The following is a 22999-nucleotide window of genomic DNA, read 5'->3' as shown; positions in this document are numbered from 1 at the left end:
AATGCGTCTGCTTATAGCTCGGCCCAGTCACACGCTGTGCAGGGCTTTGCAGATGCTCAACCAGACATTCATGTTCGAGACGCAGGTCGCGTCGAGCCGTCAGACGATCGCCAAGATCGAGATCCACCAGCTCAAGAACATCCCGATCCAGCCGCCTCCGTTCCGCGACCTGCCCAAGAAGGAGGGCGCGATGCTGCTGCGGATCGAAACCAATGACGGCGTCGTCGGATGGGCGACGAGCGGCTACACCCACCCGGTCGTGACCGACCTGATCGACAAGTACATCACCCCGCGCATCCTCGGCGAGGACCCCTTCCGGACGGAGCGGATTCCGACGCTGTTCGACCGGCATATCTTCGAGCGGCCGCTCGGGCGCGCCTTCGTCTCGGCCCTGGCGATGATCGATATCGCCCTCTGGGACATCAAGGGCAAGACGCTCGGCAAGCCCGTCCATGTCCTGCTGGGCGGCGCGCGCGACAGGGTCCCGGTTTATGTCACCCACGGCGCGGCCTATGACGGCGCGCCGGTCTACAGCGCCGAGGAACTCGCCGCTGAGGCCGCCCATCTTGTCAAGCTCGGCAACAACCACGTCAAGAACACGGTCGGCCGCCAGGCCATCCCCGATCCCAAGGACGATTATCGCCGCATGAAGGCGATGCGCGAGGCGATCGGGCCCGGCATCCAGCTTTCGATGGATGGCAACCTGCGCATGTCGATCGCGGAGGCGGTGAAGCTGTGCAAGCTCTGCGAGGAGCTCGACATCGCCTTCATCGAGGAGCCGATCTACTACAACGACCCTGCCGTCCTCGCGCATCTGCGCAAGCAGACGACGATCGCGGTCGCGGCGGCCGAGAACGAGAGGTTCACCGCCCTGCAACTGCTGCAGGCAGGGGCGGTCGACTTCATCCAGCCCAACATCAACAACGATGGCGGGCTTTCCGCCGCGATCCGCATCGCAGCCCTCGCCAAGGCCTTCAACACTCCGCTCAGCCACGGCAACGGCAACGGCCCGCACAACATCGCGCTGCATGCCGGCCTGTCGAATGGCGGCCTGGTCGAATACCATTTCCACAAGTGGATGACCTACAACGCCCTCTTCGAGGAGGTGCCGCAGCCGCAGGATGGCTGGCTGACCGTCAGCCAGGCGCCCGGCTTCGGCCTCGAGCCGAAGGACGGCATCATCGACACCTACCGCGTTCGCGGCTGAGGGGGCGGATCATGGATCTCGGCCTCGAAGGCAAGGTGGCGCTCGTCCTGGGTGGCGGGGGCGGGTTGGGCAGTGCGATCGCCCGCACGCTGGCGGGAGAGGGAGCGCGCGTGGCGGTCGCGGATATCGACGCCATGGCAGCTGCCGCGACGGCGGATGCAATAAAGGCGCGCGGACAGGATGCCAGCGCGCTGGCCTGGGATCTGGCCGATCTCTCGGTCATCCCGGAGCGTCTCGCAGCGATCGAGGCGGCCCTCGGGCCGGTCGACATCCTCGTCAACATGACCGGCGGGCCGCCGCCGTCTCCGGCCGCAGGACAGGATGGCGCGCTCTGGCGCAAGTTCTTCGACGGCATGGTGCTCTCGGTGATCGCGGTCACCGATGCGGTGTTGCCGGGCATGCGCGAGCGGGGATGGGGGCGGATCATCACCTCGACCTCGTCAGGCGTCGTCGCGCCGATCCCGAATCTCGGCCTCTCCAATGCCTTGCGCATGTCGCTGCTCGGCTGGTCGAAGACGCTGGCCGGCGAGGTCGGCGGCGACGGGGTCACCGTCAACATCGTGCTGCCCGGCCGGGTCGCGACCCAGCGCATCACTTTCCTCGACGAGCAGAAGGCCAAGCGCGAAGGGCGCAGTGTCGAGGCGGTCGCGGCTGCCAGCACGGCCTCGATCCCGCTCGGGCGCTATGGCGATCCGCAGGAATATGCCGATGTCGTGGCCTTCATCGCCAGCGCCCGCGCCTCCTATGTCACCGGCTCGGTCATCCGCGTCGATGGCGGCCTCATCCCGAGCATCTGAGGACATCATGCTGATCGATTGGGACAAGCTGCCCGGGGCGCAGGGAATGCGCCCGGGCTCGGAGCGCCGCGCGATATCGGGCGAGAAGATCTCCGCGGTGCTTATCACGACCGCGCCGGACGCGGTCTTCGACGGCAAGCCGCACTGGCACGAGAACGAGCAAATTCTCGTCATGGTCTCGGGGCTGTGCCGGCTGACGATCGACGGCGCCATCGTCGAGGCGCGGGCCGGCGACATGGTGTTCTTCCCCACGGGCTCACGCCATTGCGCGGTCGGGACCGGCCCGGAAGGCTGCAGCTATTACGAGATCTTCGCGCCGGCCAGGGCCGACCAGATGCCCGGCTGGGTCGGCCGCTCGGCACTGCGCTTCGACTGAATTTAGGACAAGGACCGCATCATGCGCTTGACCCCCGACGCTTCCGGCGTCTTCCCGATCGCGCCGACCCCGTTCAATCCGGATGGCAGCATCGACTGGGCCTCGGCCGACCGGCTGTTCCAGTTCTACCACGACATCGGCTCGGACGGCGTCACCGTGCTCGGCATCATGGGCGAGGCGCCCAAGCTCGAGCCCGAGGAATCGGTCGAGCTGGTCAAGCGCTGCGTCGCCCGGATGGGTGGGAAGCCGATCATCGTCGGCGTCTCCGCGCCCGGCTTCGCCGCGATGCGCTCGCTCGCCCGGCAGGTCATGGATCTCGGTGCCGGCGGCGTGATGATCGCCCCGCCGCCCTCGTTGCGCACCGACGACCAGATCACCGGCTATTACGCGCAGGCCGTCGAGGCGATCGGCAGCGACATCCCCTTCGTCATCCAGGATTATCCGCTGACGCTCTCGGTCGTGATGACGCCGGCGGTGATCCGCAAGATCGTCATGGACAACCCCTCCTGCGTGATGCTGAAGCACGAGGACTGGCCGGGCCTGGAGAAGATCTCGACGCTGCGCAAGTTCCAGAAGGAAGGCTCGCTGCGCCCGATCTCGATCGTGACCGGCAATGGCGGACTCTTCCTCGATTTCGAGATGGAGCGTGGCGCCGACGGCGCCAATACCGGCTATGCCTTCCCTGAGCTGCTGATCGACGTGGTCCGCCTGCAGAAGGCCGGAAAGCGCGACAAGGCGCATGACATCTTCGACGCCCACCTGCCGCTGATGCGCTACGAGCAGCAGCAGGGCGTGGGCCTTGCCGTGCGCAAGTATACGATGATGAAGCGCGGCATCTTGAGTCACGACGCCCAGCGCAAGCCGGGCTCGGTCCTCAGTGCCGCGGCCAAGGCCGAGGTCGACTACCTGCTGGCGCGCATCGCAAAGCACGATCCGCGCGCGAAGATCTGAGCGATCAGCGCACGTTCGTTGCAGCAGAACCGTCTGTCGCGGTAATCACGAGCTTCGCGGCGCGTGCACCCGGAGCGACGAACGCATGAATCGCTACCCGATGTTCAATCCGCAGGTGCTGATCAGCTTCGTCGCGGTCTGCGAGACGCTGAGCTTCACGCGCGGAGCCGATCGGGTCTCGCTGTCGCAATCCACCGTCAGCCTGCAGGTCAAGCGCCTGGAGGATCTGCTGGGCTTCCCGTTGCTGGAGCGATCGTCGCACCAGGTCCAGCTCACCGAGGAGGGGGAGCGCCTCCTGAGCTATGCGCGGCGCATCATCGCCCTCAATGAGGAAGCTCACGATGCGCTGGCCGGCGTCTGGCGCGACGGCGTGCTGCGCTTGGGAATGCCCGAGGATTTCGCCGTGCCGACCATCGATCTGCTCGCCGATTTCAGCCGGACGCATCCGCATCTCAGGCTCGATGTCAGCAGCGGGTTGAGCGCCGATCTGCGCGCGGCCTATGAGCGCGAGGAGCTCGACCTCGTGCTGGTGAAGCAGCGGCGCGGCCAGCCGCCGCGTGCGGCAAGGCGCGAGCCCTTGCTCTGGCTCGACAGCCGGGAGCATCCGGCTATCGAGCGCGCGCCGGTCTCGCTGGCGATGTTCCCGCTCGGCGGGCTCTATCGCGACGAATTGTGTGGGGCGCTTGATCGGCTCGGGATGCGCTGGCGCATCGGCTATTGCAGCGGCAGCCTCGCCGCGCTCGCCGCCGCTTCAGCGGCCGGGCTCGGCATGACCCTGCTGCCCGCCAGCTGCCGCTTGCCCGGCCACAGGGTTCTAGGCGCGGCTGAAGGCTTCGCCGAGATGACCGATTTCGAGCTCGCGCTGTACTACCGTGACGATGCGCCGGCCTCGACCGCGATCCTGGCCGAGCGGCTGGCTGCCTATTGCCATCTAGAGCCGTAGAGGACGCTAGCATTGAGCATCGCAATCGCCAGCATTGCCAAATATCGCTGCCAAAATGCTGGCTTCAGCCTTATGGCGTCGGCAACAATCACAAGGAGGCGGCGACCCATGGAACTGGCACATCATCAGAGCAGGCGTTCGTTCATCGGCCGGACGGGTGGCCTCGCCACCGCCTGCGCCGTGATGGCGGGACTGCCGAGCGGGGCCGCGCAGGCGCAGCCGGCCAATGCAAAGCCTACCTCCGCCAAGCCTGCGTCCGAGGCGAGCAAGAGCATGCCGACCGAGCAGCACTATCTCCTGACCGGCGTCCGGCTCGAGGAAGGCTTCGTCTACGACGGCGACATCGTGACCGGCACGCGCTCGGGCCTCTACGCCCTGGAGGTCAAGGCCGGCAAGATCGCCGCGATCCATGCGGCCGGTGCCACGCTGCCGGCGGGCGTGCCGAGCTACGAGGCCCATGGTCAGCTCGCCCTGCCTGCGATGCGCGACATGCACATCCACCTCGACAAGACCTTCTATGGCCGCGCCTGGCAGGCACCGCTGCCGCGGCAGGGCAAGACGATCCTCGACATGATCGCCCGCGAGGAGAAGCTGATCCCGCAACTGCTGCCGGACTCGCAGAAGCACGCGGAGCAGCTCATCGACTTGCTGCATTCCAAGGGCACCACGGTCGCGCGCAGCCATTGCAATATCGACCCGGTCAGCGGGTTGAAGAGCCTCGAAAACCTCAAGCGCGCGCTGGAGAAGCACCGCGCCGATTTCGACTGCGAGATCGTGGCCTTCCCGCAGCACGGCCTGCTGCTCTCGAAGGTCGACAAGCTGATGCGCGAGGCGATGAGCATGGGCGTCGCCTATGTCGGCGGCCTCGATCCGACCAATGTCGATAGCGCCATGGAGAAGTCGCTCGACGCGATGTTCCAGATCGCGCTCGACACCAATACCGGCGTCGACATCCATCTGCACGAGTCGAGCCCGGCCGGCGTCGCGGCGATCCTGCACATGATCGCGACCGTCGAGAAGAACCCCGCGCTGCGCAACAAGGTCACCATCAGCCACGGCTTCGCGCTGGCCACGATGTCGGCGGGCGCCCTCGACGAGGCCGCGACGCGCATGGCCGCCCAGGGCATGAGCATCGCCTCGACGGTGCCGCTCGGCGCCTCGACGATGCCGCTGCCGCAGCTCACCGCCAAGGGCGTCTTCGTGATGACCGGCACCGACAGCGTCACCGACCACTGGTCGCCCTTCGGTCGGGCCGACATGCTCGAGAAAGCCAATCTCTACGCGCAGCTCTATCGCGGCAGCGACGAATTCCGCCTGTCCCGCGCGCTGGCGATCGCGACCGGTGGCGTGCTGCCGCTCACCGACAAGGGCGAGCGGGCCTGGCCCAAGGCCGGCGACTCCGCCGATTTCACGCTGGTCCCGGCCAGCTGCTCAGCCGAGGCGGTGGCCCGTCTGCCGGACCGGAGCGCGACCTTCCACCGCGGCCGCATGGTCTTCGGCGGCGTCGGCGCCGCCTGAGGCCGTCGGATCCTTGCGAGGCGGCCGGCGGCAGCGCCGGCCGGGTCCGCGTCACGAACGCGGTTTCGGACTTCAATGCAGCGCCTCGATGGTTTTCGCATTCGGGCAACGCCGTGCCATTAGGCCGCCGGCGGCGTGCCATGCGTATGGAAGCTCTCGATCGTCTTGAGCCCCCAGGCCTGACCTTTCTTCCGCTCGGTCTCGGTCCAGGTCACGGTCTGCCAGTCCGGATCGAGGATGAGCCGCGCCCCGGCATTGGCGATCTCGACGCGGTTGCCGGCGGGCTCGTAGACATAGAGGAAGAAGGTCTGCTGCACCGCGTGCTTGTGCGGCCCGGTTTCTATGAAGACGCCGTTCTCCAGGAAGAGATCGGCCGCCTCCAGGATGTGCTCGCGCTGGTCGACCGCATAGGTGACGTGGTGGAAGCGTCCCTGCGCTTTGGTGTGGTCGCGGGTATAGGCGATATCGTAGCTCTTGTTGTTGACGGTGAACCAGCAGCCGCCGACCTCGCCTGAATCCAGCACGATCTGCTCGGTGACGCGGCTGCCCAGCGCTTTCGGCATGAAATCGCGGATCACCGCCACATCCTGCGCAAGCAGGTTGAGATGATCGAGCCGGCGCACGGCGCAGCCGCGGCCATGGTTGCGTTGCGCCTGGTTCTTCAACGCCGGCCGCTCGCCCTCGGGCGCGACATACTTGTTGGTGTCGAAATAGATTTCGAAGATATGCCCATCGGGATCGCGGAAGCGATAGGCCCGGCCATGGCCGAGATCACCCTCGCTCCAGCCGAGGCCGGCACCCATCGCCTCGATCGCGGCGACACGGCGCAGAAGTGCCGCCTCGCTCGTGGCGCGATAGCCGATATGGCCGACGCCGGTGGTGTTCGAGGCGGTCAGCTTCAGCGTGTGGAACTCGTAATCGTCCCAGGCGCGCAGGTAGACGGAATCGCCCTCGCGCCCGCTCTCCGTCAGCCCGAAGATATTGACGAAGAAATCGAGGCTGGCCTCGGGCTTGTTGGTGAAGAACTCGACATGGCCGAGATGGGCGATGTCGAAACAGGGTTCGCTATTCATCCCCAGACTTCCTTCGCGACGTCGAGGATGCGCGAGAGCTTGGCCCATTGCTCGTCCTCGGCCAGGACATTGCCTTCCTCGGTCGAGGCGAAGCCGCATTGCGGCGACAGGCAGAGCTGCTCCAGCGGCGCGAATTTCGCGGCTTCCTCGATCCGGCGCTTGAGATTGTCCTTGCTCTCGATCGCGCCGAACTTGGAGGTGACGAGGCCGAGCACGACCTGCTTGTCGCCCTTCGGCAGGAAGCGCAGCGGCTCGAAACCGCCGGAGCGGTCGTCGTCCCACTCCATGAAATAGCCGTCGACATCGATCTGGTTGAAGACCATGTCGGCGACAGGCTCGTAGCCGCCCGACGCGATGAAGGTCGATTTGAAATTGCCGCGGCAGGTGTGGGTGGTGATCTGCATGTCGGCGGGCTTGGCCTTCAGCGCCGCGTTGAGCACGTCGCGATAGATGAAGATCAGCTTGTCCGGGTCGTCGCCGCGCTCGGCCAACATCTTTCGCTGCTCGGGGTCGCAGAAATAGGACAGGCTGGTGTCGTCGAGCTGCAGATAGCGGCAACCGGCGTCGTAGAAGGCCCTGATCGCCTTGGCATAGGCCTTGCCGAGATCGTCGTAATAATCCTCCATCCGGAGGTAGGCGCTCGGATCGATCGCCTTCCGCCCGCCGCGGTAATGCAGCATGGACGGACTCGGGATGGTCATCTTCGGCACGCGGCTCGTGACCGAAGCCAGGAACCTGAAATGGGCCAGGTGCGGGTGGGCGGCCGGAAAGTCGAGCTTGCCGGTGACACGGATGCCGTGGCCCTTGGTCGCGACGCCCTTGAACTGGATGCCGGCATCGGTCTCGTAGGTGGTGACGCCGGTCAGGCCGTCGAGGAAGTCGAAATGCCAGAAGGCGCGGCGGAACTCGCCGTCGGTCACGGCCTGCAGGCCGATCTCCTCCTGCTTCCTGACGAGTTTCCTGATCTCCTCGTCCTCGATCCTGGCCAGCTCGGCCTTGTCCATCTCGCCGGCAGCAACCTTGGCGCGGGCGTCCTTGACCGGCGCGCTGCGCAGCAGGCTGCCCACCATGTCGCCCCGGAACGGCGGCTTTGTCCTCTTTGTCATGACGTCTCCTCCCGTTTCTCGATGATCAGGCGGCGGCGAGGCCGAGATGGTGTTCGAGCCGTTCGGGCTCGGCGATAAGCGTCACGCTACTCTCGGTGAGGACGACGCGGCCGCGTTCGAGCACGATGGCATCGTCCGTCAGTTCGAGTATCTTGCGCGCATGCTGCTCGATCACGATGGCAGCAAGCCCTTCCTCGCGGAACAAAGCCTTCAGCGCCCTCAGCAGTTCCTCGACGATGATCGGGGCGAGACCCTCGGTCGGCTCGTCGAGCAGCAGCAGCTTCGGGTTCAGCATGAGCGCCCGGCCGATCGCCAGCATCTGCTGCTCGCCGCCGGAGAGCTGGTTGCCGAGATTGGCCTTGCGCTCGGCGAGCCGCGGAAACATCCGGAAGACGCGGCCGACATCCCACGGTCCGGGCTTGGCGACAGCGGTCAGGTTCTCCAGCACCGTCAGCGACTTGAAGATATTGCGCTCCTGCGGCACCCAGCCGATGCCGGCATGCGCCCGCTGCTCCGGCGAAGCGGCGGTGAGATCGCGCCCGGCCAGCATGATCCGCCCGCCGCGCCGGCGGGTGACGCCGATGATGCTGTTGACCAGCGTCGTCTTGCCGACGCCGTTGCGGCCGAGCAGCGCCAGCGAATGACCTTCGGTCAGCGCGAGGTCGATATCGAACAGCACCTGCGCCTCGCCATAGCCCGCACTCAGCCTCTCGATCCTCAAAAGCTCAGACATGGGTGTCCTCGCCGAGATAGGCCGCACGCACGGCTGGGTCGCGCGCCATCTCCTCGGGCGTGCCCTCCGCCAGCACGCGGCCATTGACCAGAACGGTGATGCGCGTGGCGAAGCGGAAGAGGAGATCCATGTCGTGCTCGATCAAAAGCACGGAGACATCGTCGGGCAGATCGGCGACCGTTTGCATCAACTCGCGCCGCTCCGCCTCCGGCACGCCGGCCGCCGGCTCGTCGAGCAGCAGCACGGAAGGCCGCGCTGCGAAGGCGGCGGCGATCTCGATCTGGCGCTGCTTGCCATAGGGCAGGGTGGCAATGGTCCGGTCCATGATGTCGTCGAGCCGGAAGCGGTTCAGGATCTCCGCGGTCTGGCTGACCAACTCTGGATCACGGTCGAGTGCACGGAAGGGATGGCTGCTGCGCCCGAGCCGCTCGGAGGTGACGAGCGCGATCATCTCCAAGGGCGTCATCGTCGCGAAGAGCTGGTTGATCTGGAAGGTGCGGGCGAGCCCGCGCTTCACCCGCGCCTCGCGCGGCAGCGTCGTGATGTCCTCGCCCATCAATTCGATGCGGCCGGAGCTTGGCTTCAATACGCCGGTCAGCTGGTTGACGAAGGTGGTCTTGCCGGCCCCGTTCGGGCCGATCAGCGCATGGCGCGCGCCTTTCGCCAGCGTGAAATCGACATGGTCCGTCGCGGTGATGCCGCCGAAGCTCTTCACGAGGTCGAAGGTCTGGAGGGCGACGCTCATCTGGCGCCTCCCTTCCCGAAGATGGCGAGGCGCCCCGTGACGGTCTTGACCGCGCCATGGATGATCTCGCGCCCACCGAGCACGAAGAGGACGAGGAAGAGCCCGATCCAGAACATCCAGTATTGCGGCGTGAAACTCGCGATCGCGTCCTGGAGCAGCTTGAACGCGATGGCGCCGACAAGCCCGCCATAGAGATAGCCGGCGCCGCCGATGATCAGCACCAACATCAGATCGGCCGAGCGGTGGAAGTCGAGCACGTCGAGCGAGACGAATTGCGTGGTCTGCGCGAGCAACGCGCCCGCCGCGCCGGCATAGGCTGCGGCAAGCGTATAGGCGGCGGCAAGGCGGCGCGCATTAGGCACGCCGGAGGCCGAGGCCCGCAGCGGGTTGTCTCGGATGGCGCGCAGCGAGAGGCCGAAGGGCGAATGCACCACCCGCCTTGCGATCAGGAACAGAACGAAGAGCACGCTGAGCGAATAGAGATAGGCGGTGCGGCCGAAGATATCGAAATCGAACAGCCCGAGCACCGGCCTCATCACGATCCCCTGCAAGCCATCGGCGCCGCCGGTCAGGCCGCCAAAGGAGTTCGCCAGCTCGAAGAGGATGAGTGCGACGCCGAGCGTGATCATCAATCGCGTCAGGTCGGTGCCGCGCAGCACCAGCGGGCTGGTGACGAGCCCGAGCAGCCCCGCCGCGCCCATGCCGACAACGAGGCCAGCCAGCGGATCGCCACCGACATGCTTGGCGAAGAGCCCGGCCGCATAGGCGCCCATGCCGAGGAACGCGGCGTGTCCCAGCGAGACGATGCCGGCATAGCCGAGGATCAGGTCGAGCGAGAGCGCGAACAGCGCGAGGATTGCGATCTCGTTGAGCAGCAGCAGGTTGCGCGGGAACAGCAGGAAGGCTGCGAAGGCGATCAGCCAGAAGGCGATCTCGGCCGGGTGCCAGCGCCGGGCGGCATAGAGGGCCTGCCGGACCTTGGTGTCGAGGCTCTCCGCTCTCATGCCCGTGCCCTCGCGAACAGGCCATGCGGACGCGTGATCAGCAGCATGACCATCAGCGCATAGATGATGAAGGCGCCGATCTCGGGCACGAGATACTTGCCGACGACGTCGGCGACGCCGAGCAGCATCGCGGCGAAGAACGGCCCGGTGATGCTGGACGTGCCGCCGACGGTGACGACGATCAGGAAGTAGATCATGAATTTCAGCGGGAAAGAGGGATCGAGGCCCATCAGTTCGATGCCGAGCGCGCCGCCGAAGCCAGCCAGGCCGCAGCCCAGCGCGAAGGTCAAGGCGAAGAGCCGGTTGACCGGGATGCCGAGCCCGCGCGCCACGCGCGCATCGTCGACGGCAGCGCGCAGGCGGCTGCCGAAGCGGGTATGGGCAAAGCCCCATTGCAGCGAGAAGGCGAGCAAACCGCAGACCACGATGACGAAGAGCCGGTAGCGGCCGATGCCGATGCCGGCGATCTCGAAGCGCCCCTGCAGCCAGGCCGGCAGGCGGATGAATTGCTGGGTCGAGCCCATCAGCCAGTCCGTGCCGGCGACCGCCATGAAGACCAGCCCGATCGAGAACATCACCTGGTCGAGATGGCTCTTGGCATACATCGGCCGGTAGATCAGCCGCTCCAGCACGATCCCGACCAGCGCCGCCGCCAGGAAGGCGAGCGGCAGGCAGGCCAGGAAAGGCAGGCCGAGCCGTTGCATCGCCTGCACGGCGACATAGCCGCCGAGCATCGCGAAGGCGCCATGGGCGAGGTTGACGAAATTCATCAACCCCATCGTCACGGAAAGCCCGCAGCCGAGGACGAAGAGCACCATGCCATAGGCGATGCCGTCGAACAGGATGGTCAGCATGTGCGTCGCCCCGCCGCGTTCCAGCGCGCGGCCGTCACTTGCGCGCCTTCACCGGATCCTTGACGTCCTTGATCGTCGCGAACTCGACATTGTGGAGTTCGGAGCCGACCTTCTGCGTCTTGCGGACATAGATGTTCTGGATGATGTCGCGGGTGTCGGGATCGATCTTCACCGGCCCGCGCACGCTTTCCCAGGCGGCGCCCTTCATCGCCGCGATCAGCTTGTCGCCGCTGGCGTCGCCCTTGGTCGCTTCCAGCGCCTTGGCGATCAGCGTCATGCCGTCATAGCCGCCGACCGCCATGAAGTTCGGCCGCATGCCGGGATTGGCCTTCTGGAAGGCTTCGACGAAGGCCTTGTTGGCCGGGCTGTCATGCGCCGCCGAATAATGATGCGTGGTGATGGCGCCGAGCGCGACGTCGCCGATACCTTCGAGGATGTCGTCATCGACCACGTCGCCGGGGCCGATCAGCTTGACGCCGGCCTTGTCGAGCCCGCGCTCGACGAATTGCTTCATGAACTGCGCGCCGACGCCGGAGGGCACGAAGACGAAGAGCGCGTCCGGCTTGGCCTCGGAGACGCGCTGGAGGAAGGGCGCGAAATCGGGGTTGCGCAGCGGCACGCGCACGCTCTCGACTGTGCCGCCCGCCGCCTTGAACTTGTTGGCGAAGGAGGTCTCGGCGTCGATCCCCGGCCCGTAATCGGTGACGACCGTGAAGACCTTCTTGATGCCGTTGGCAGCAGCCCAGTCCGCCATTGGCTCGGAAGCCTGCGGCAGGGTGAAGGACGTCCGCACGATATAAGGCGAGGCCTCGGTGATCGTCGCGGTCGCCGCCGCCATCACGACCTCCGGCACCTTGGCCTGCGTCGCGATCTGGGCGGTGGCCATGGCGAGCGGCGTCAGGCCGAAGCCGGCGAGAACCGAGACCTTGTCGTTGACGACCAGCTCCTGCGCCAGCCGGCGCGTCGCATCGGCATTGCCGGCATCGTCCTTGAGGATCACCTCGAGCTTGCGCCCGCCATGAGTGGCGCCTTCCTTGGCGAGGAAGAGCTTCACCGCGGCGTCGATCTGCTTGCCGGTCGAGGCGAAGGGACCGGTCATCGGCAGGATCAGGCCGATCTTCACCGCCTCCTGCGCCAGCGCGAACCCGCTCGTCGAGGCGGCCAGCGCCAACCCGAGCATGCCACCGAGTAACATCCTGCGATGCGTCATCGTCGTTTCCTTCCCCTGCTGCGGCTTTCTGCGAAGCCGGTTGTTTTGGTCTCAATCGTCGTCGCGGTAGACGAGGCCGGCCTTGGCGAGGCCTTCGCGCATCCCGTACATGTCGAGCCCGAGTTCACCGGAGGCGAGGCGCCGGCGCTTCTCCTCCTCGGCCGCCTCGCGCTTGCGGCCGGCGGCAGCCACTGCCTCCGCCTCCAGGCGCGGCACCACCACGACGCCATCGTCGTCGGCGACGATCACGTCGCCAGGGTGGATCAGCGCTCCGGCGCAGATCACGGGCACATTGACCGAACCCAGCGTCGCCTTGACCGTGCCCTTGGCCGAGATCGCACGGGACCAGACGGGGAAGCCCATTTCGGTCAGCACCCGCACGTCGCGTACGCCGGCATCGATGACGAGGCCGGCGCCGCCGCGCGCCTTGAGCGAGGTCGCGAGCAGGTCGCCGAACATGCCATCGGTATTGTCGGTGGTGCAGGCGACGACGAGCACGTCGCCGGGCTGTACCTGCTCGATCGCGACATGGATCATCCAGTTGTCGCCGGGCTGGGCGAGCACGGTCACCGCTCCGCCCGCGATCTGCGCGCCCGGATAGATCGGCCGCATATAGGGCTTCAGCAGCCCGCTTCGGCCCATCGCCTCATGCGTCGTGGAGACACCGAGTTCCCGCAGATCGGCCATTGCCGCGGCGGGCGCGCGCTTCGTCGTGCGGATGACGACGGGGGTCATGCCAGCACCTCCAGGGCTTCCGGGAAGAGGCGTTGATAGGCCTCGCCATAGGTCATCGCCTTGCCGGAGTTACGGCCGCCCTGCATGCCGCGGTTCAGCGCGACGCGAGTGTAGTACTCCCAGAGATGCTTCTGCGCGGCGAGGATCTCGAAGGCCTTGCGTTTCTGCTCCCAGACCTCGTCGATATTCAGGATGACATTCGGCTTGAAATTGCACTGCTCAGGCTGATGCGGCTCGAACAGGAAGACCGGTGGCGCGGCATAGGCGCGGTCCGGGTCGGGCTTGTGCCCGGCGGCCTGCGCGATGATGCGCGCCTCCTGCGCGAAGCGCGTCGCCTCCGGGTGGTCGACATTATAGGGGTCTTCGAGCGCATGGGTCAGCACGAAGCTGGGACCAAGCTCGTGAAAGATGTCGATGGCGCGGTCCAGCATGTCGGGCGTCGTCCGCAACGGATAGTCGCCTGCATCCATGAACTCGATCTCGGCGCCGAGCAGCGCGGCCGCAGCCTCTGCCTCCTCGCGACGCTGGGCCTTGACGTCCTCCATGCGAACGCCCGCCTTCTTCCAGGCGAACTGGCTTTCGCCGCGCTCGCCATAGGACAGGCAGAGGATTTTCACGCGCAGGCCGCGCTTCGCGTGCAAAGCGATGGCACCGCCCGCGCGCCAGACGAAATCACCGGGATGGGCGGTGATCACCAGCCCTGTCTTCTGCTTGTCGGCCATCGCCGGTCAGTCCTCTCGTCTCATTCGGCACCGTGGCGGGCGCCGCCCGCATGAGCCGCCATCACATTTGCCGGTACGAAGGCACGGCCTTCCATCAGGATGCGCGCCGTGCGCAAAAGCCCGGCGCGCTCGATCACCGGCCGGTCGGCGGTACCACCGACTGTGAGCGTCACCGTGAATTCGCCGCTCGGATGCTCGACCGAGAGCGAGCGCTCCCGGCCTTCGGGCATCACCGCTACGGAAGCCGCCGGCGAGCCGGGCAGGGCGGCCGCGGTCGCCACCGTCACGGCGGCGAAGACGCCGATCGAAGCGTGGCATTCATGCGGGATGAAGCTGCGCGTGCAGATCGAACCGCCCGCCTGCGGCGGCGCGACGAGCGCGATCTTGGGCACCACTTTCTTCGCGACATCGCCGAGATTCATCAGCGGACCGGCGGCGAGCCGGATGCGCTCGATCCGCGCCTTCAGCTCGCGATCCTCGTCGAGTTGATCGCGCGGCTCGTAGCCGCTGCGCCCGACATCCGCCGCCCGCATCACGATCACCGGCATGCCGTTGTCGATCAGCGTGCAGGGGACGCCATCGATCACGTCGACGACGTTGCCGGTCGGGAGAAGCGCCCCGCAGACCGAACCTTCCGCGTCGAGGAAGCCGATATCGATCGGCGCCGAGGTGCCGGGCACGCCGTCGATGCGAGCGTTGCCCTCGGCACTGGCCTCGCCATCGGGCGTGTCCATGGTGAGGTCGGCGATGGTGCCGGTATTGATCGTGCGGACGCGAATGGTCGTGCGCGCGCCGCTCGCCTTGACCAGTCCCCGCGCCAGCGCAAACGGCCCGATGCCGGCGAGGATGTTGCCGCAATTCGGCGTCGTATCGACCTGCGCCGTCTCGATGCCGACCTGCGCGAACAGGAAGTCGATATCGCAGCCCGGCTCGCTCGACCGGGAGACGATCGCGACCTTGCTGGTCAAGGGATGCGCGCCGCCGAGCCCGTCGACCTGCCGCTTGTCGGGCGAGCCCATCACGGCGAGCAGGAAGGCGTCGCGCGCCGCGACATCCGCCGGCAGGTCGTCGCGCAGGAAATAGGCGCCCTTCGAGGTGCCGCCGCGGATGAGCATGCAGGGGACGGCGCGCTGACCCATCGGCTCACTCCGACGCCTTGATGCCGGCGCGCGTGATGACGTCGCGCCAGAGCGCGAGCTCCGAGGCGATCAGCTTGCCGAAGCCATCCGGCATCTCGGGCTGTGCGATGGCGCCGTCGCGGGCAAGCGCCGCGGCGAAGTCCGGCTGGCTGAGCAGGCCGTTGATCTCGCGGTTGAGCCGGTCGACGATCGGGCGCGGGGTCTTGGCCGGCGCGACCACGCCATACCATTGCACCGCCTCGAAATCGGGCAGGCCGCTCTCGGCCAGGGTGGGCAGGTGCGGCGCGAAGCCGACGCGTTCGCGGCTGGCGACGCCGAGCACGCGCAGCTGTCCGCCTTCGGCCAGTGGCAGCACGGCCGGGCCGCCGGTGAGCGTGAACTGGACCTGGCCGGCGACGAGGTCGTTCACCGACGGCGCCGTGCCGCGATAGGGCACATGCACGGCGTCGATGCCGGCGCGATAGGTCAGGTAGGCGGTGGCGATATGGGCGGCGCTGCCCTGTCCGCCGGACGAGTAGTTCAGCTTGCCGGGATTGGCCTTGGCATAGGCGATGAACTCACCGAGCGTCTTCGCCGGCAGCTTCGGGTTGATCGCCAGGATGTTGGGCACCATCGCCACCAGGGCGACCGGCTGGAAATCCTTCACCGGGTCATAGGGCACGTTCGGATAGAGCGAGGGCGTGAAGGCCAGCGTGCCGATATGGCCCATCATCAGCGTGTGGCCGTCAGGCTCGGATTTCGCGACCTGACCGGCCGCGGTCATGCCGCCGGCGCCCGGCCGGTTCTCGATGACGAAGCCCCTGCCGGGAATGACCTGCTCCAGCTTCGTCGCGATCAGCCGCGCCAGCACGTCGGTGCTGCCGCCCGGCGTGAACGGCACGACGATACGGATGATCTGGCTCGGCCATGCCGGCTGTGCCCGGGCCGGGACGAGGCCCGACAATCCTGCTGTGCCGAGGCCGGCAAGGACGGAACGGCGGTCGAGCTGCATCAAAGGCCTCCCTTGCGGCGCGCGCCGCGCTGCTGTGCATCGGCGACGGCGCTGGCGAGCCCCGGCGCAAGCCCGGCGGCGGCGAGCATCTCGGCGGCCTCCCGCATCTCGGCTGCGCGCCGGACGCCATGGGTCGCCACGCGCTCGCGCATGTCGACGGCGAGTGCGTGAAAATCGATCGAGGGAAAGGTTGCGTGCAGGCTGGCGAAGACCGGGTCCTTGACGTCCCAGGCCTCGCAGGCGGCGGCGCAATCGACCATGAGCGCCTCCAGCCCCTTGATCACGATGCTGCGGCAGAGCTTCATCGCGGAAGCCCGGCCGAACGTCTCCGAGACTGGAGCCAGGTTCATGCCGAGGCCGTTGAGGATGTCTGCGGTGGCACTCGCCTTGGGGCCGCCGGCAAGGATCGAGACCTTCAAGCCGGGCTTGAGCACGGGTGCCATCACGGCAGCTTCGACATAGTCGGCGCCGCTGGCCTCGACCGCCTTCGCCGCGCGCTGTTTCGTCGAAGGCGCCGCTGAATTGACGTCGACGAAGATCTGGCCGGGCTTCAGCCAGGCGGCCGCCTCGGCCGCCACGGCCTCGGCGCGGTCTGCCGTCACCGCCGAGAAGATGAAATCCGCCTGGCCGCAGGCTTCCGCGGGCGTGGCGCCGCGACCGACGCCGATCTGTTGCGCGGCGTCCTCCAGTCGGCGGCCGGCAGCGCTGTCGAATAGCAGGTCATAGGCACGAATGCCGATGGCGCCATTGGCCATGAGGCCGCGCGAAAACGTCTGTCCGACCTCACCGAAGCCGATGAACGCGATCGCTGCCGGTGCTGAACCAGCCATCGTCGCCACTCCCTGTACGTTTCTTCCCGCAGCAAGGGTGGGGCAGGTCTATTGCTTCATCAAATGATAAGAATGCAGCGATTGAGCAATCTGAATCATCAATCCGGGCGCGCGATGCTGCGCTTCAGTGAAGCGCTCAGCAATGACAGCAGGTCGCGCGTCGCGGGGCGCAAGGGCACCGTCTTGCGCGTGATGATGCCCAATGTCCGGGTGATCGCCGGGGCTCGCAGCGGGATCGCGACCAGCCCGCCGGAATCGACCACGTCGAGCGCGAGCTGCGGGACGATGGCATAGCCGATCCCGGAGCGTACGAGACTGACGGCGGTGACGACCCGCTGCACCTCGTAACGCCAGGTCAGGGCCTCCCGGCGAGAGCCGAGCGCGTCGTCGATCAGGATGCGGTTGCCCGTCTCGGCGCTGATGCGGACGAGCGGCTCGTCCTGAAGCTGGGCCCATGTCAGCGACGCCGCCTGGGCGAGCGGCATGTCGCGATGGCTGACGAGCACGAACGGCTCCTTGACCACCGGCTTGAGCTCGAGGTCCCAGCGGTTCGCGGCGACGATGGTCACGCCGAACTCGGCCTCGCCGGACTGCACCTTGTCGGCGATCTCGGAGGCTGAATTGTCGTGCACCCTGACGCCCAGCCCGGGATGACGCTTGGCGAAGGCGGCGATCACGGAGGGCATGCAATGGGCGGCCACCGTCGGCAGGCAGCCGACGGACACTTCCGTGTCGCGCTCGCGGACCTCGACCTTCACCTCGTCGATGGCGGAACCGAGGTCCTCGAAGATCCGGCGCGCGCGCGGCAGCAGCGTGGTTCCGGCTGCCGTCAGCGAGACCTGCCGTGTCGTGCGCAGGAAGAGCGGTGTGCCGAGCGATTCCTCGAGCTTGCGGACACGGTGGCTCAGTGCCGTCTGAGACAGGTTGAGATGGGAGGCCGCAGCCCGGAAGCTGCCGCGTTCGGCGATGCTGATGAAAGCCTGAAGGCCCAGGACGTCGGCGCGCATGTCATTTGCTAGCGGCGACTGTCGACAAAAGCGATAGTTTTGGTGAGAGGGCTCCGGCGCCTGCGCACGCTCCTGATGGAGCGTGGCACGGCTCAGGCTCAGCCGCGCTGAGGGCCATCACCCTTGCGAGTTGGCGTCTGCGGACGCGATCGCCTGTTCGAGGAGAGCGAGAGCTCGCGCCCCTGCCGCAGCGTCGGGGCAATCCAGCGTCTCGCCGCGAGCGGCACGGACGAAATCGCCCAGGATCGCGTGATAGCCCTTGTGGTCCTCGTTGGCGGCGACGGTGAAGTTCGGCTCCCAGACCAGCGTGTCCTCGGATTCGGTCAGAGTGGCATCCGCGCGCGACACCTTGAAGGGCGGGCTGCGGAAATAGCGGACCTCGTGCAGGTTGCGGACCTCGACGCGGCGATGGTCGCCCATCACCTGCCACCATTCCATCGGCGTGCCGCGTGATTGATGCGTGCCCATCACGAGCGTGCCGATGCCGCCATTGCGGAAGCGGAAATCGACATGGAGCAGCAGCTTGCCGGGCTCCAGCTCGTGCCGGCGCGCGCTGACCGTCGCGACCTCGCCCATCAGATGCGGGATCAGGTCGAAATAGTGCACGCAGTGATGCAGGTAGAAACCGGTATAGTCGACGTCGCCCGCGAAATAGGTCGGCGCGGTCATGTACTGGCCGACGAAGCTCGCCGTCTCGCCGAATTCCGGCCCGTGGATGACGTTGGCCGCGATCCGGTTGGCGGTGGAGTATCGCTTCATGAAGCCGACGACGACCGGAACGCCGCGGGCTTTCGCTGCATCGGCCAGCTCCTGCGCCTGCCGCGATGTCGCGGCCGGCGGCTTCTCGATGAAGAGCGGCAATCCCCGGGCGATTGTCGCGAGGCCGACTTCGTGATGCTGTTGCGGCCCCATGGCGAGGCCGACGGCGTCGATATCCGTACGAGCGAGCAGCGCGCGCCAGTCGCTCATCCGGTTCTCTGGTGCGACGCCGTAGCGCCGGCCGGTCGTGGCGAGGCCCTCCGGCGAGAGGTCGCAGATCGCCTGCAGGATGACATCGTGTCGGGTGACCTGCGGCAGCAGCATCTCGTTCGCATGGGTGCCGCAACCGATCCAGCCGAGGCGCAGGGGGGCGTTCATCAGGCAATTCCCTTCGTCGTGGCGAGCCTGTCGGCGAAGGTGAGCGTCGCCTTGAGATAGTCGATGCTGGCCTTGAGCTCGGAATCCTCGTTCCGCGCGGGCGCGCGCCATTGCGCGAGCGTCACGCCCGCCGCCTCGTCGTCGCGCCGGAAGGGCTCCAGAACGATCGGGCCCTTGTAGCCGCTTGCGGCAAGCGCGCGTGCGACGGCCGGCCAGTCGATATGGCCGGAGCCAACGAAGCCGCGATTGTTCTCGTTCGCCTGGAAATGCACGAGCCGCGCTCCCGCCAGCCGGATCGATGCGGCAAGGTCGAATTCCTCCATGTTCATGTGGAAGGTGTCGAGCATCACGCCGACGGCCGGAGAAGCGACGGCCTCGACATAATCAAGTGCATGGCGGCAGGTGTTGCACATGTCGGTCTCGAAGCGGTTCAGCGGCTCGACGCCGAGGACGACGCCCTTGTCGGCGGCACGCTTGGCGGCCTGCGTCAGGCCGCGCACGACGGCGTCGACCCGGCGGCGGCGCTCGGCCGGCTCGACCGGATGCGGTGCCCGGCCGGCGAAGACGAGCGGCGCGCCGTAGAGCGGGCCGCCGACGATGCCGGCGCCCAGCGCGGCGGCGATATCGACGCATTGCTCGAGATAGGCGACGCCGGCCTGATGCGCGGCCGGATCGGGGCTGGCGAGGTCGCGGGTCAGGTTCACACGCGCGGCCAGCACGATAGCAAGGCCGGCATCGGCGGCAGCCGCCTTCGTCTCGGCGAGATCGAGTTCGCCCGGCTCCGGAACGAGCAGTTCGACGACATCGGCCCCGGCCTGCTTCATGCGTCGGAAGGTCGGGAAATACTCGCGCCCGAACGGGCGCGCGTAGAACATCGAGATCACCCCGATCGCATTGGTCATGATTTGACTGCTCCTGCCGTCAGGCCGCCGACGAGGCGCTTCTGCACAAAAAGGAAAAGGATGGTGACGGGCAAAGCGATGATCGTGCCGCCCGCGGTGAGGATGCCCCACTGCACGGTGAATTCGCCGATGAACAATTGCAGGGCGACGGTCACCGGTCGCACCGTCTCGCCCGAGAGCATCATCGCGAACAGGTATTCGTTCCACGAGGTGATGAAGACGTAGATCGCGGTGGTGACGATGCCGGGCGTCACCAGCGGCAGCACGACCAGCCGGATCGTCTGCAAGCGAGAGGCGCCGTCGATCGTCGCGGCCTCGTCGAGATCCTTGGGGATCGCGTTGAAGTAGCTGACCAGCATCCAGATCGAGAACGGGATCGAGAAGGTCGAATGGCCGATGATGACGCCGATGAAGGTGTCGATCAGCCCCAGCATCCGCATCAGCACGAAGAGCGGGATGATCAGCAGCACGATCGGGAACATGTTGATGACGAGGAAGCTCGTCATCAGCGTGCGCCGCCCGGCGAAGCGGAAGCGCGAGAACGAGTACGCCGCCGGCACGCTCGCGGCCAGTCCGAGCACGACGGCTCCGCAGGCGATGATCAGGCTGTTCAGCAGGTTGACCGGGAAGCTCGTGCGCTGGATCAGCGTTTGGTAGTGCTCGAAGGTGGTGCTGCTCGGCAGGTAGCGCACCGGGAACTGCGAGAGGTCCGCATTGGGCTTGATCGAGGTCAGCAGCATCCAGACGAACGGCGCCAGCGCGAAGACGAGCACCAGCAGGACGGGGATTTCGACCTGAATCAGGTTGCGGGCGAAGGAGCGGCGCCGGATCATTTCTCCATCTCCCCGGCCTGTCGGCGGACATAGAGCCAGACGATGCCGATGAGGATCGCGGTCAGCATCAGCGACAGCGAGGCGGCATAGCCGAACTCCATGCCGGTATAGGCGCGCAGGAAGGCGTAAAGCGGCAGCGTATGCGTGGCATAGCCCGGCCCGCCGCCGGTCATGACCAGGATGACGTCGAGCGAGTTGGCGACCCAGATGACGCGCAGCAGCACGGCCGTGGCGATGATGCCGGCGATCGAGGGCAGGGTGACGTGGACGAACTGGCGCCAGGGGCTCGCGCCGTCGATCTCGGCTGCTTCGTAGAGCTCGCCCGGAACCGTCTGGAGGCCCGCCAGGATGGTGACGGTGAAGAACGGGAAACCCTGCCAGACGAGTGCCAGCATGATGCAGGCGAGCGCCGTCGAGGGTTGGGCAAGCCAGGGATGCGGGGCCGAGATCAGGCCAAGGCGCAGCAGGATGTCATTGAAGACGCCGAGGTTGAAATCGTAGATCCAGGTCCACATCAGGCCGATGATCACGCTCGGCAGGGCCCATGGGATGATCACCAGGGCCCGCGCCATGCCGCGCCACCAGAAGCTCTGGTTGAGCAGGAGCGCCGCGCCAAGACCCAGAAGAAGCTGGAGCGAGACGACGCCAGCGACCCAGAGCGCCGAGTTCGCGAGCGAGATCCAGAACACCTCGTCCGAGAGCGCGGTCGCGAAATTCCGCAGGCCGACGAAGCGGAAATTGTCGGGATCGTAGAGAACGTAGTCGTGCAGGCTGTACCAGGCCGTTTGCAGCACCGGAAACAGGATGACCAGTGCCGTCACCAGCAGGGCCGGCAGCAGGAATCCATATGGGGTCGCCGCGCGCAGCATCGCGCCGCTCGCCATCGTCTTGTTCATGGCTTCGTTCCTCTGGATCGATGGCCGGCGCCGCGGTTCACCCGGCGCCGCGCGCTGCGATCCGGCCTCAGCCGTTGAAGGTCTGCTCGACCGCCTTCATGAGCTCGTCGGGGTTCATCCCGCCGGTCAGGGCCCGCTGCAGGTTGGTGGGCAGGACACGGCCGACGAAATCCGGCGTCTTCACATGGTCCGGCAAGGGCCGGGCGATCGGCAGGGAGGCGTCGCTCGCCTCGACGAAGCGCTTGGGATGCACGGTCCAGGTCTTCGTATCCGAGATGGTGATCGGCAATTGGCCGCTGAGCTTGGCCTGCTCGGCATTGTTCTCGGCGCTCGACAGGAAGCTGATCCAGCGGAACGCCGCTTCCTTGTTCTTGCTGCCGGCGAAGATCGCGTTGGACTCGTCGCCGAAATAGGTCCAGCCGCTGCCGTCCGGCCCGCGCGGCACCGGCACGGCCGAGACCTTGTCGCCGAGCGCGCCGACGACCTCGGCGACCGAGCCGATATGGTGGATCGCCATGCCGGTCCGGCCGGCCTTGAAGGCATCGACGATCTGGCGGAAGGCATCGGTCGGCGCCGAGGGCGGCACGACCTTGTGCTTCACGGCGAGGTCGACGAACCAGCGGTTCGCCGCCAGCGCCTTCTCGGTGACCATGCCGCCCTTGTCGAAGCTGGCACCGCCGCCGAGGACGAAGGGCCCCCAGTTGTCATGGCAGCCGGCGCCGCCGCGCATGCCGTAGCCGAAGACGCCGTCCTTGGTCAGCGCCTGGGCGGCGGTGAGGAAGTCTCCGAAGCTCTTGGGGGGCTGGAGCCCGGCCTGCTGAAGCATGTCTTGCCGGTAGTAGAGATAGATCACCACGTAGTGCAGCGGCATGTAGTACTGCCTGCCGTCAGGTGAGCGGTTGATCTTCCAGACATCCTCCGCGATGTCGCTGCGGCCCTTCCAGTTGGCGAGGAAGCCGTCCAGCGGCTCCAGTGCCTTCATCTGTCCGAAGCGCGAGAGATAGGACAGGCGTACCATCGCGCAGTCGGGCTGGTTGCCGGCGACCAGGGCCGAGAAGATGCGGTTGATATAGTCGGTGCCGCCACCCCACGGGATCGGCTCGGCCTGGATCTTGATGTCCGGGTTTTCGGCTTCGAACTTCGCGACGAGGGCGGCCGGCGTGTTCTGGGGATTGTCGTAGTGGTACCACCAGCGCACCGTCGCCTTGCCCTGTGCGATGGCCGGGCGGGCGGCCTCAAAGGAGAGCGCAGCCGCTCCCGCGAGCTTCATGAAGGTCCTGCGTTCCATGA

General features: G+C 66.8%; 24 protein-coding genes. 6 read left to right on the top strand and 18 right to left on the bottom strand.

Annotated elements, in window-relative coordinates; all coding sequences use genetic code 11:
- The first annotated feature begins 52 nt into the window (after positions 1 to 52).
- The 6 genes from AC3WMA_RS01020 to AC3WMA_RS00995 all read left to right on the top strand — a co-directional run bounded on the left by AC3WMA_RS01020 (position 53) and on the right by AC3WMA_RS00995 (position 5792).
- Entirely contained in the window at positions 53 to 1207 is a 1155-nt protein-coding gene (locus AC3WMA_RS01020; protein WP_492283562.1) for a mandelate racemase/muconate lactonizing enzyme family protein, read from the top strand.
- Between the two features lie 11 nt (positions 1208 to 1218).
- Complete coding sequence (locus tag AC3WMA_RS01015) at positions 1219 to 2004, top strand: SDR family oxidoreductase (protein WP_492283561.1); 786 nt, start codon at positions 1219 to 1221, stop codon at positions 2002 to 2004.
- 7 nt (positions 2005 to 2011) lie between these two features.
- Positions 2012 to 2380, top strand: coding sequence for a cupin domain-containing protein (locus tag AC3WMA_RS01010; RefSeq protein WP_492283560.1), 369 nt, complete (start codon positions 2012 to 2014; stop codon positions 2378 to 2380).
- 21 nt (positions 2381 to 2401) lie between these two features.
- Entirely contained in the window at positions 2402 to 3331 is a 930-nt protein-coding gene (locus AC3WMA_RS01005; RefSeq protein ID WP_492283559.1) for a dihydrodipicolinate synthase family protein, read from the top strand.
- A gap of 85 nt (positions 3332 to 3416) precedes the next feature.
- Positions 3417 to 4274, top strand: a complete 858-nt coding sequence (locus tag AC3WMA_RS01000) for a LysR family transcriptional regulator (RefSeq protein WP_492283558.1) — start codon at positions 3417 to 3419, stop codon at positions 4272 to 4274.
- Positions 4275 to 4382: 108 nt separating this feature from the next.
- Positions 4383 to 5792, top strand: coding sequence for an amidohydrolase family protein (locus tag AC3WMA_RS00995; RefSeq protein WP_492283557.1), 1410 nt, complete (start codon positions 4383 to 4385; stop codon positions 5790 to 5792).
- Positions 5793 to 5911: 119 nt separating this feature from the next.
- Here AC3WMA_RS00995 and AC3WMA_RS00990 read toward each other — a convergent pair whose 3' ends face one another.
- The 18 genes from AC3WMA_RS00990 to AC3WMA_RS00905 all read right to left on the bottom strand — a co-directional run bounded on the left by AC3WMA_RS00990 (position 5912) and on the right by AC3WMA_RS00905 (position 22997).
- Complete coding sequence (locus AC3WMA_RS00990; RefSeq protein ID WP_492283556.1) at positions 5912 to 6865, bottom strand: catechol 2,3-dioxygenase; 954 nt, start codon at positions 6863 to 6865, stop codon at positions 5912 to 5914.
- Complete coding sequence (locus AC3WMA_RS00985; protein WP_492283555.1) at positions 6862 to 7971, bottom strand: 5-methyltetrahydropteroyltriglutamate--homocysteine S-methyltransferase; 1110 nt, start codon at positions 7969 to 7971, stop codon at positions 6862 to 6864. Before AC3WMA_RS00985 ends, AC3WMA_RS00990 begins: the two co-directional genes overlap by 4 nt.
- Before the next feature lie 25 nt (positions 7972 to 7996).
- Positions 7997 to 8704 (bottom strand): ABC transporter ATP-binding protein, encoded by a 708-nt coding sequence (locus AC3WMA_RS00980; RefSeq protein WP_492283554.1) that lies wholly within the window; start codon positions 8702 to 8704, stop codon positions 7997 to 7999.
- Positions 8697 to 9449: an ABC transporter ATP-binding protein gene (locus AC3WMA_RS00975; RefSeq protein WP_492283553.1), complete on the bottom strand. Its 753-nt coding sequence runs from the start codon at positions 9447 to 9449 to the stop codon at positions 8697 to 8699. The genes AC3WMA_RS00980 and AC3WMA_RS00975 overlap by 8 nt, the downstream gene beginning before the upstream one ends.
- The gene (locus AC3WMA_RS00970; protein ID WP_492283552.1) at positions 9446 to 10453 is read right to left on the bottom strand and encodes a branched-chain amino acid ABC transporter permease; all 1008 of its coding nucleotides are present in this window, start codon (positions 10451 to 10453) and stop codon (positions 9446 to 9448) included. The genes AC3WMA_RS00975 and AC3WMA_RS00970 overlap by 4 nt, the downstream gene beginning before the upstream one ends.
- Positions 10450 to 11307, bottom strand: coding sequence for a branched-chain amino acid ABC transporter permease (locus AC3WMA_RS00965; RefSeq protein WP_492283551.1), 858 nt, complete (start codon positions 11305 to 11307; stop codon positions 10450 to 10452). Before AC3WMA_RS00965 ends, AC3WMA_RS00970 begins: the two co-directional genes overlap by 4 nt.
- Positions 11308 to 11341: 34 nt before the next feature.
- Positions 11342 to 12517 (bottom strand): ABC transporter substrate-binding protein, encoded by a 1176-nt coding sequence (locus tag AC3WMA_RS00960; RefSeq protein ID WP_492283550.1) that lies wholly within the window; start codon positions 12515 to 12517, stop codon positions 11342 to 11344.
- Positions 12518 to 12568: 51 nt separating this feature from the next.
- Positions 12569 to 13252, bottom strand: coding sequence for a 4-carboxy-4-hydroxy-2-oxoadipate aldolase/oxaloacetate decarboxylase (locus AC3WMA_RS00955; RefSeq protein ID WP_492283549.1), 684 nt, complete (start codon positions 13250 to 13252; stop codon positions 12569 to 12571).
- Positions 13249 to 13974 carry a PIG-L deacetylase family protein gene (locus AC3WMA_RS00950; RefSeq protein ID WP_492283548.1) on the bottom strand — a complete coding sequence of 242 codons (726 nt, stop codon included), beginning with the start codon at positions 13972 to 13974 and terminating at the stop codon, positions 13249 to 13251. The genes AC3WMA_RS00955 and AC3WMA_RS00950 overlap by 4 nt, the downstream gene beginning before the upstream one ends.
- Before the next feature lie 20 nt (positions 13975 to 13994).
- Complete coding sequence (locus AC3WMA_RS00945; RefSeq protein ID WP_492283547.1) at positions 13995 to 15113, bottom strand: 4-oxalomesaconate tautomerase; 1119 nt, start codon at positions 15111 to 15113, stop codon at positions 13995 to 13997.
- Between the two features lie 4 nt (positions 15114 to 15117).
- Positions 15118 to 16104 carry a Bug family tripartite tricarboxylate transporter substrate binding protein gene (locus AC3WMA_RS00940; RefSeq protein ID WP_492283546.1) on the bottom strand — a complete coding sequence of 329 codons (987 nt, stop codon included), beginning with the start codon at positions 16102 to 16104 and terminating at the stop codon, positions 15118 to 15120.
- Positions 16104 to 16934 (bottom strand): NAD(P)-dependent oxidoreductase, encoded by an 831-nt coding sequence (locus AC3WMA_RS00935; RefSeq protein WP_492283545.1) that lies wholly within the window; start codon positions 16932 to 16934, stop codon positions 16104 to 16106. Before AC3WMA_RS00935 ends, AC3WMA_RS00940 begins: the two co-directional genes overlap by 1 nt.
- A gap of 98 nt (positions 16935 to 17032) precedes the next feature.
- The gene (locus AC3WMA_RS00930; protein WP_492283544.1) at positions 17033 to 17941 is read right to left on the bottom strand and encodes a LysR family transcriptional regulator; all 909 of its coding nucleotides are present in this window, start codon (positions 17939 to 17941) and stop codon (positions 17033 to 17035) included.
- A 117-nt stretch (positions 17942 to 18058) separates the two neighbouring features.
- Entirely contained in the window at positions 18059 to 19078 is a 1020-nt protein-coding gene (locus AC3WMA_RS00925) for a Gfo/Idh/MocA family protein (RefSeq protein WP_492283543.1), read from the bottom strand.
- On the bottom strand, positions 19078 to 19980 hold the full coding sequence (locus AC3WMA_RS00920) for a sugar phosphate isomerase/epimerase family protein (RefSeq protein WP_492283542.1): 903 nt from the start codon (positions 19978 to 19980) through the stop codon (positions 19078 to 19080). Before AC3WMA_RS00920 ends, AC3WMA_RS00925 begins: the two co-directional genes overlap by 1 nt.
- Positions 19977 to 20813, bottom strand: a complete 837-nt coding sequence (locus AC3WMA_RS00915; protein ID WP_492283541.1) for a carbohydrate ABC transporter permease — start codon at positions 20811 to 20813, stop codon at positions 19977 to 19979. Before AC3WMA_RS00915 ends, AC3WMA_RS00920 begins: the two co-directional genes overlap by 4 nt.
- A complete protein-coding gene (locus AC3WMA_RS00910; RefSeq protein ID WP_492283540.1) occupies positions 20810 to 21709 on the bottom strand; it encodes a carbohydrate ABC transporter permease in 900 nt (299 codons plus the stop codon). Before AC3WMA_RS00910 ends, AC3WMA_RS00915 begins: the two co-directional genes overlap by 4 nt.
- Positions 21710 to 21776: 67 nt before the next feature.
- Positions 21777 to 22997: an ABC transporter substrate-binding protein gene (locus AC3WMA_RS00905; protein WP_492283539.1), complete on the bottom strand. Its 1221-nt coding sequence runs from the start codon at positions 22995 to 22997 to the stop codon at positions 21777 to 21779.
- Between the last annotated feature and the right edge of the window lie 2 nt (positions 22998 to 22999).

This window comes from Allobosea sp. FW305-C-101, assembly GCF_058783685.1.
This window is presented reverse-complemented; position numbering and strand designations above follow the sequence as displayed.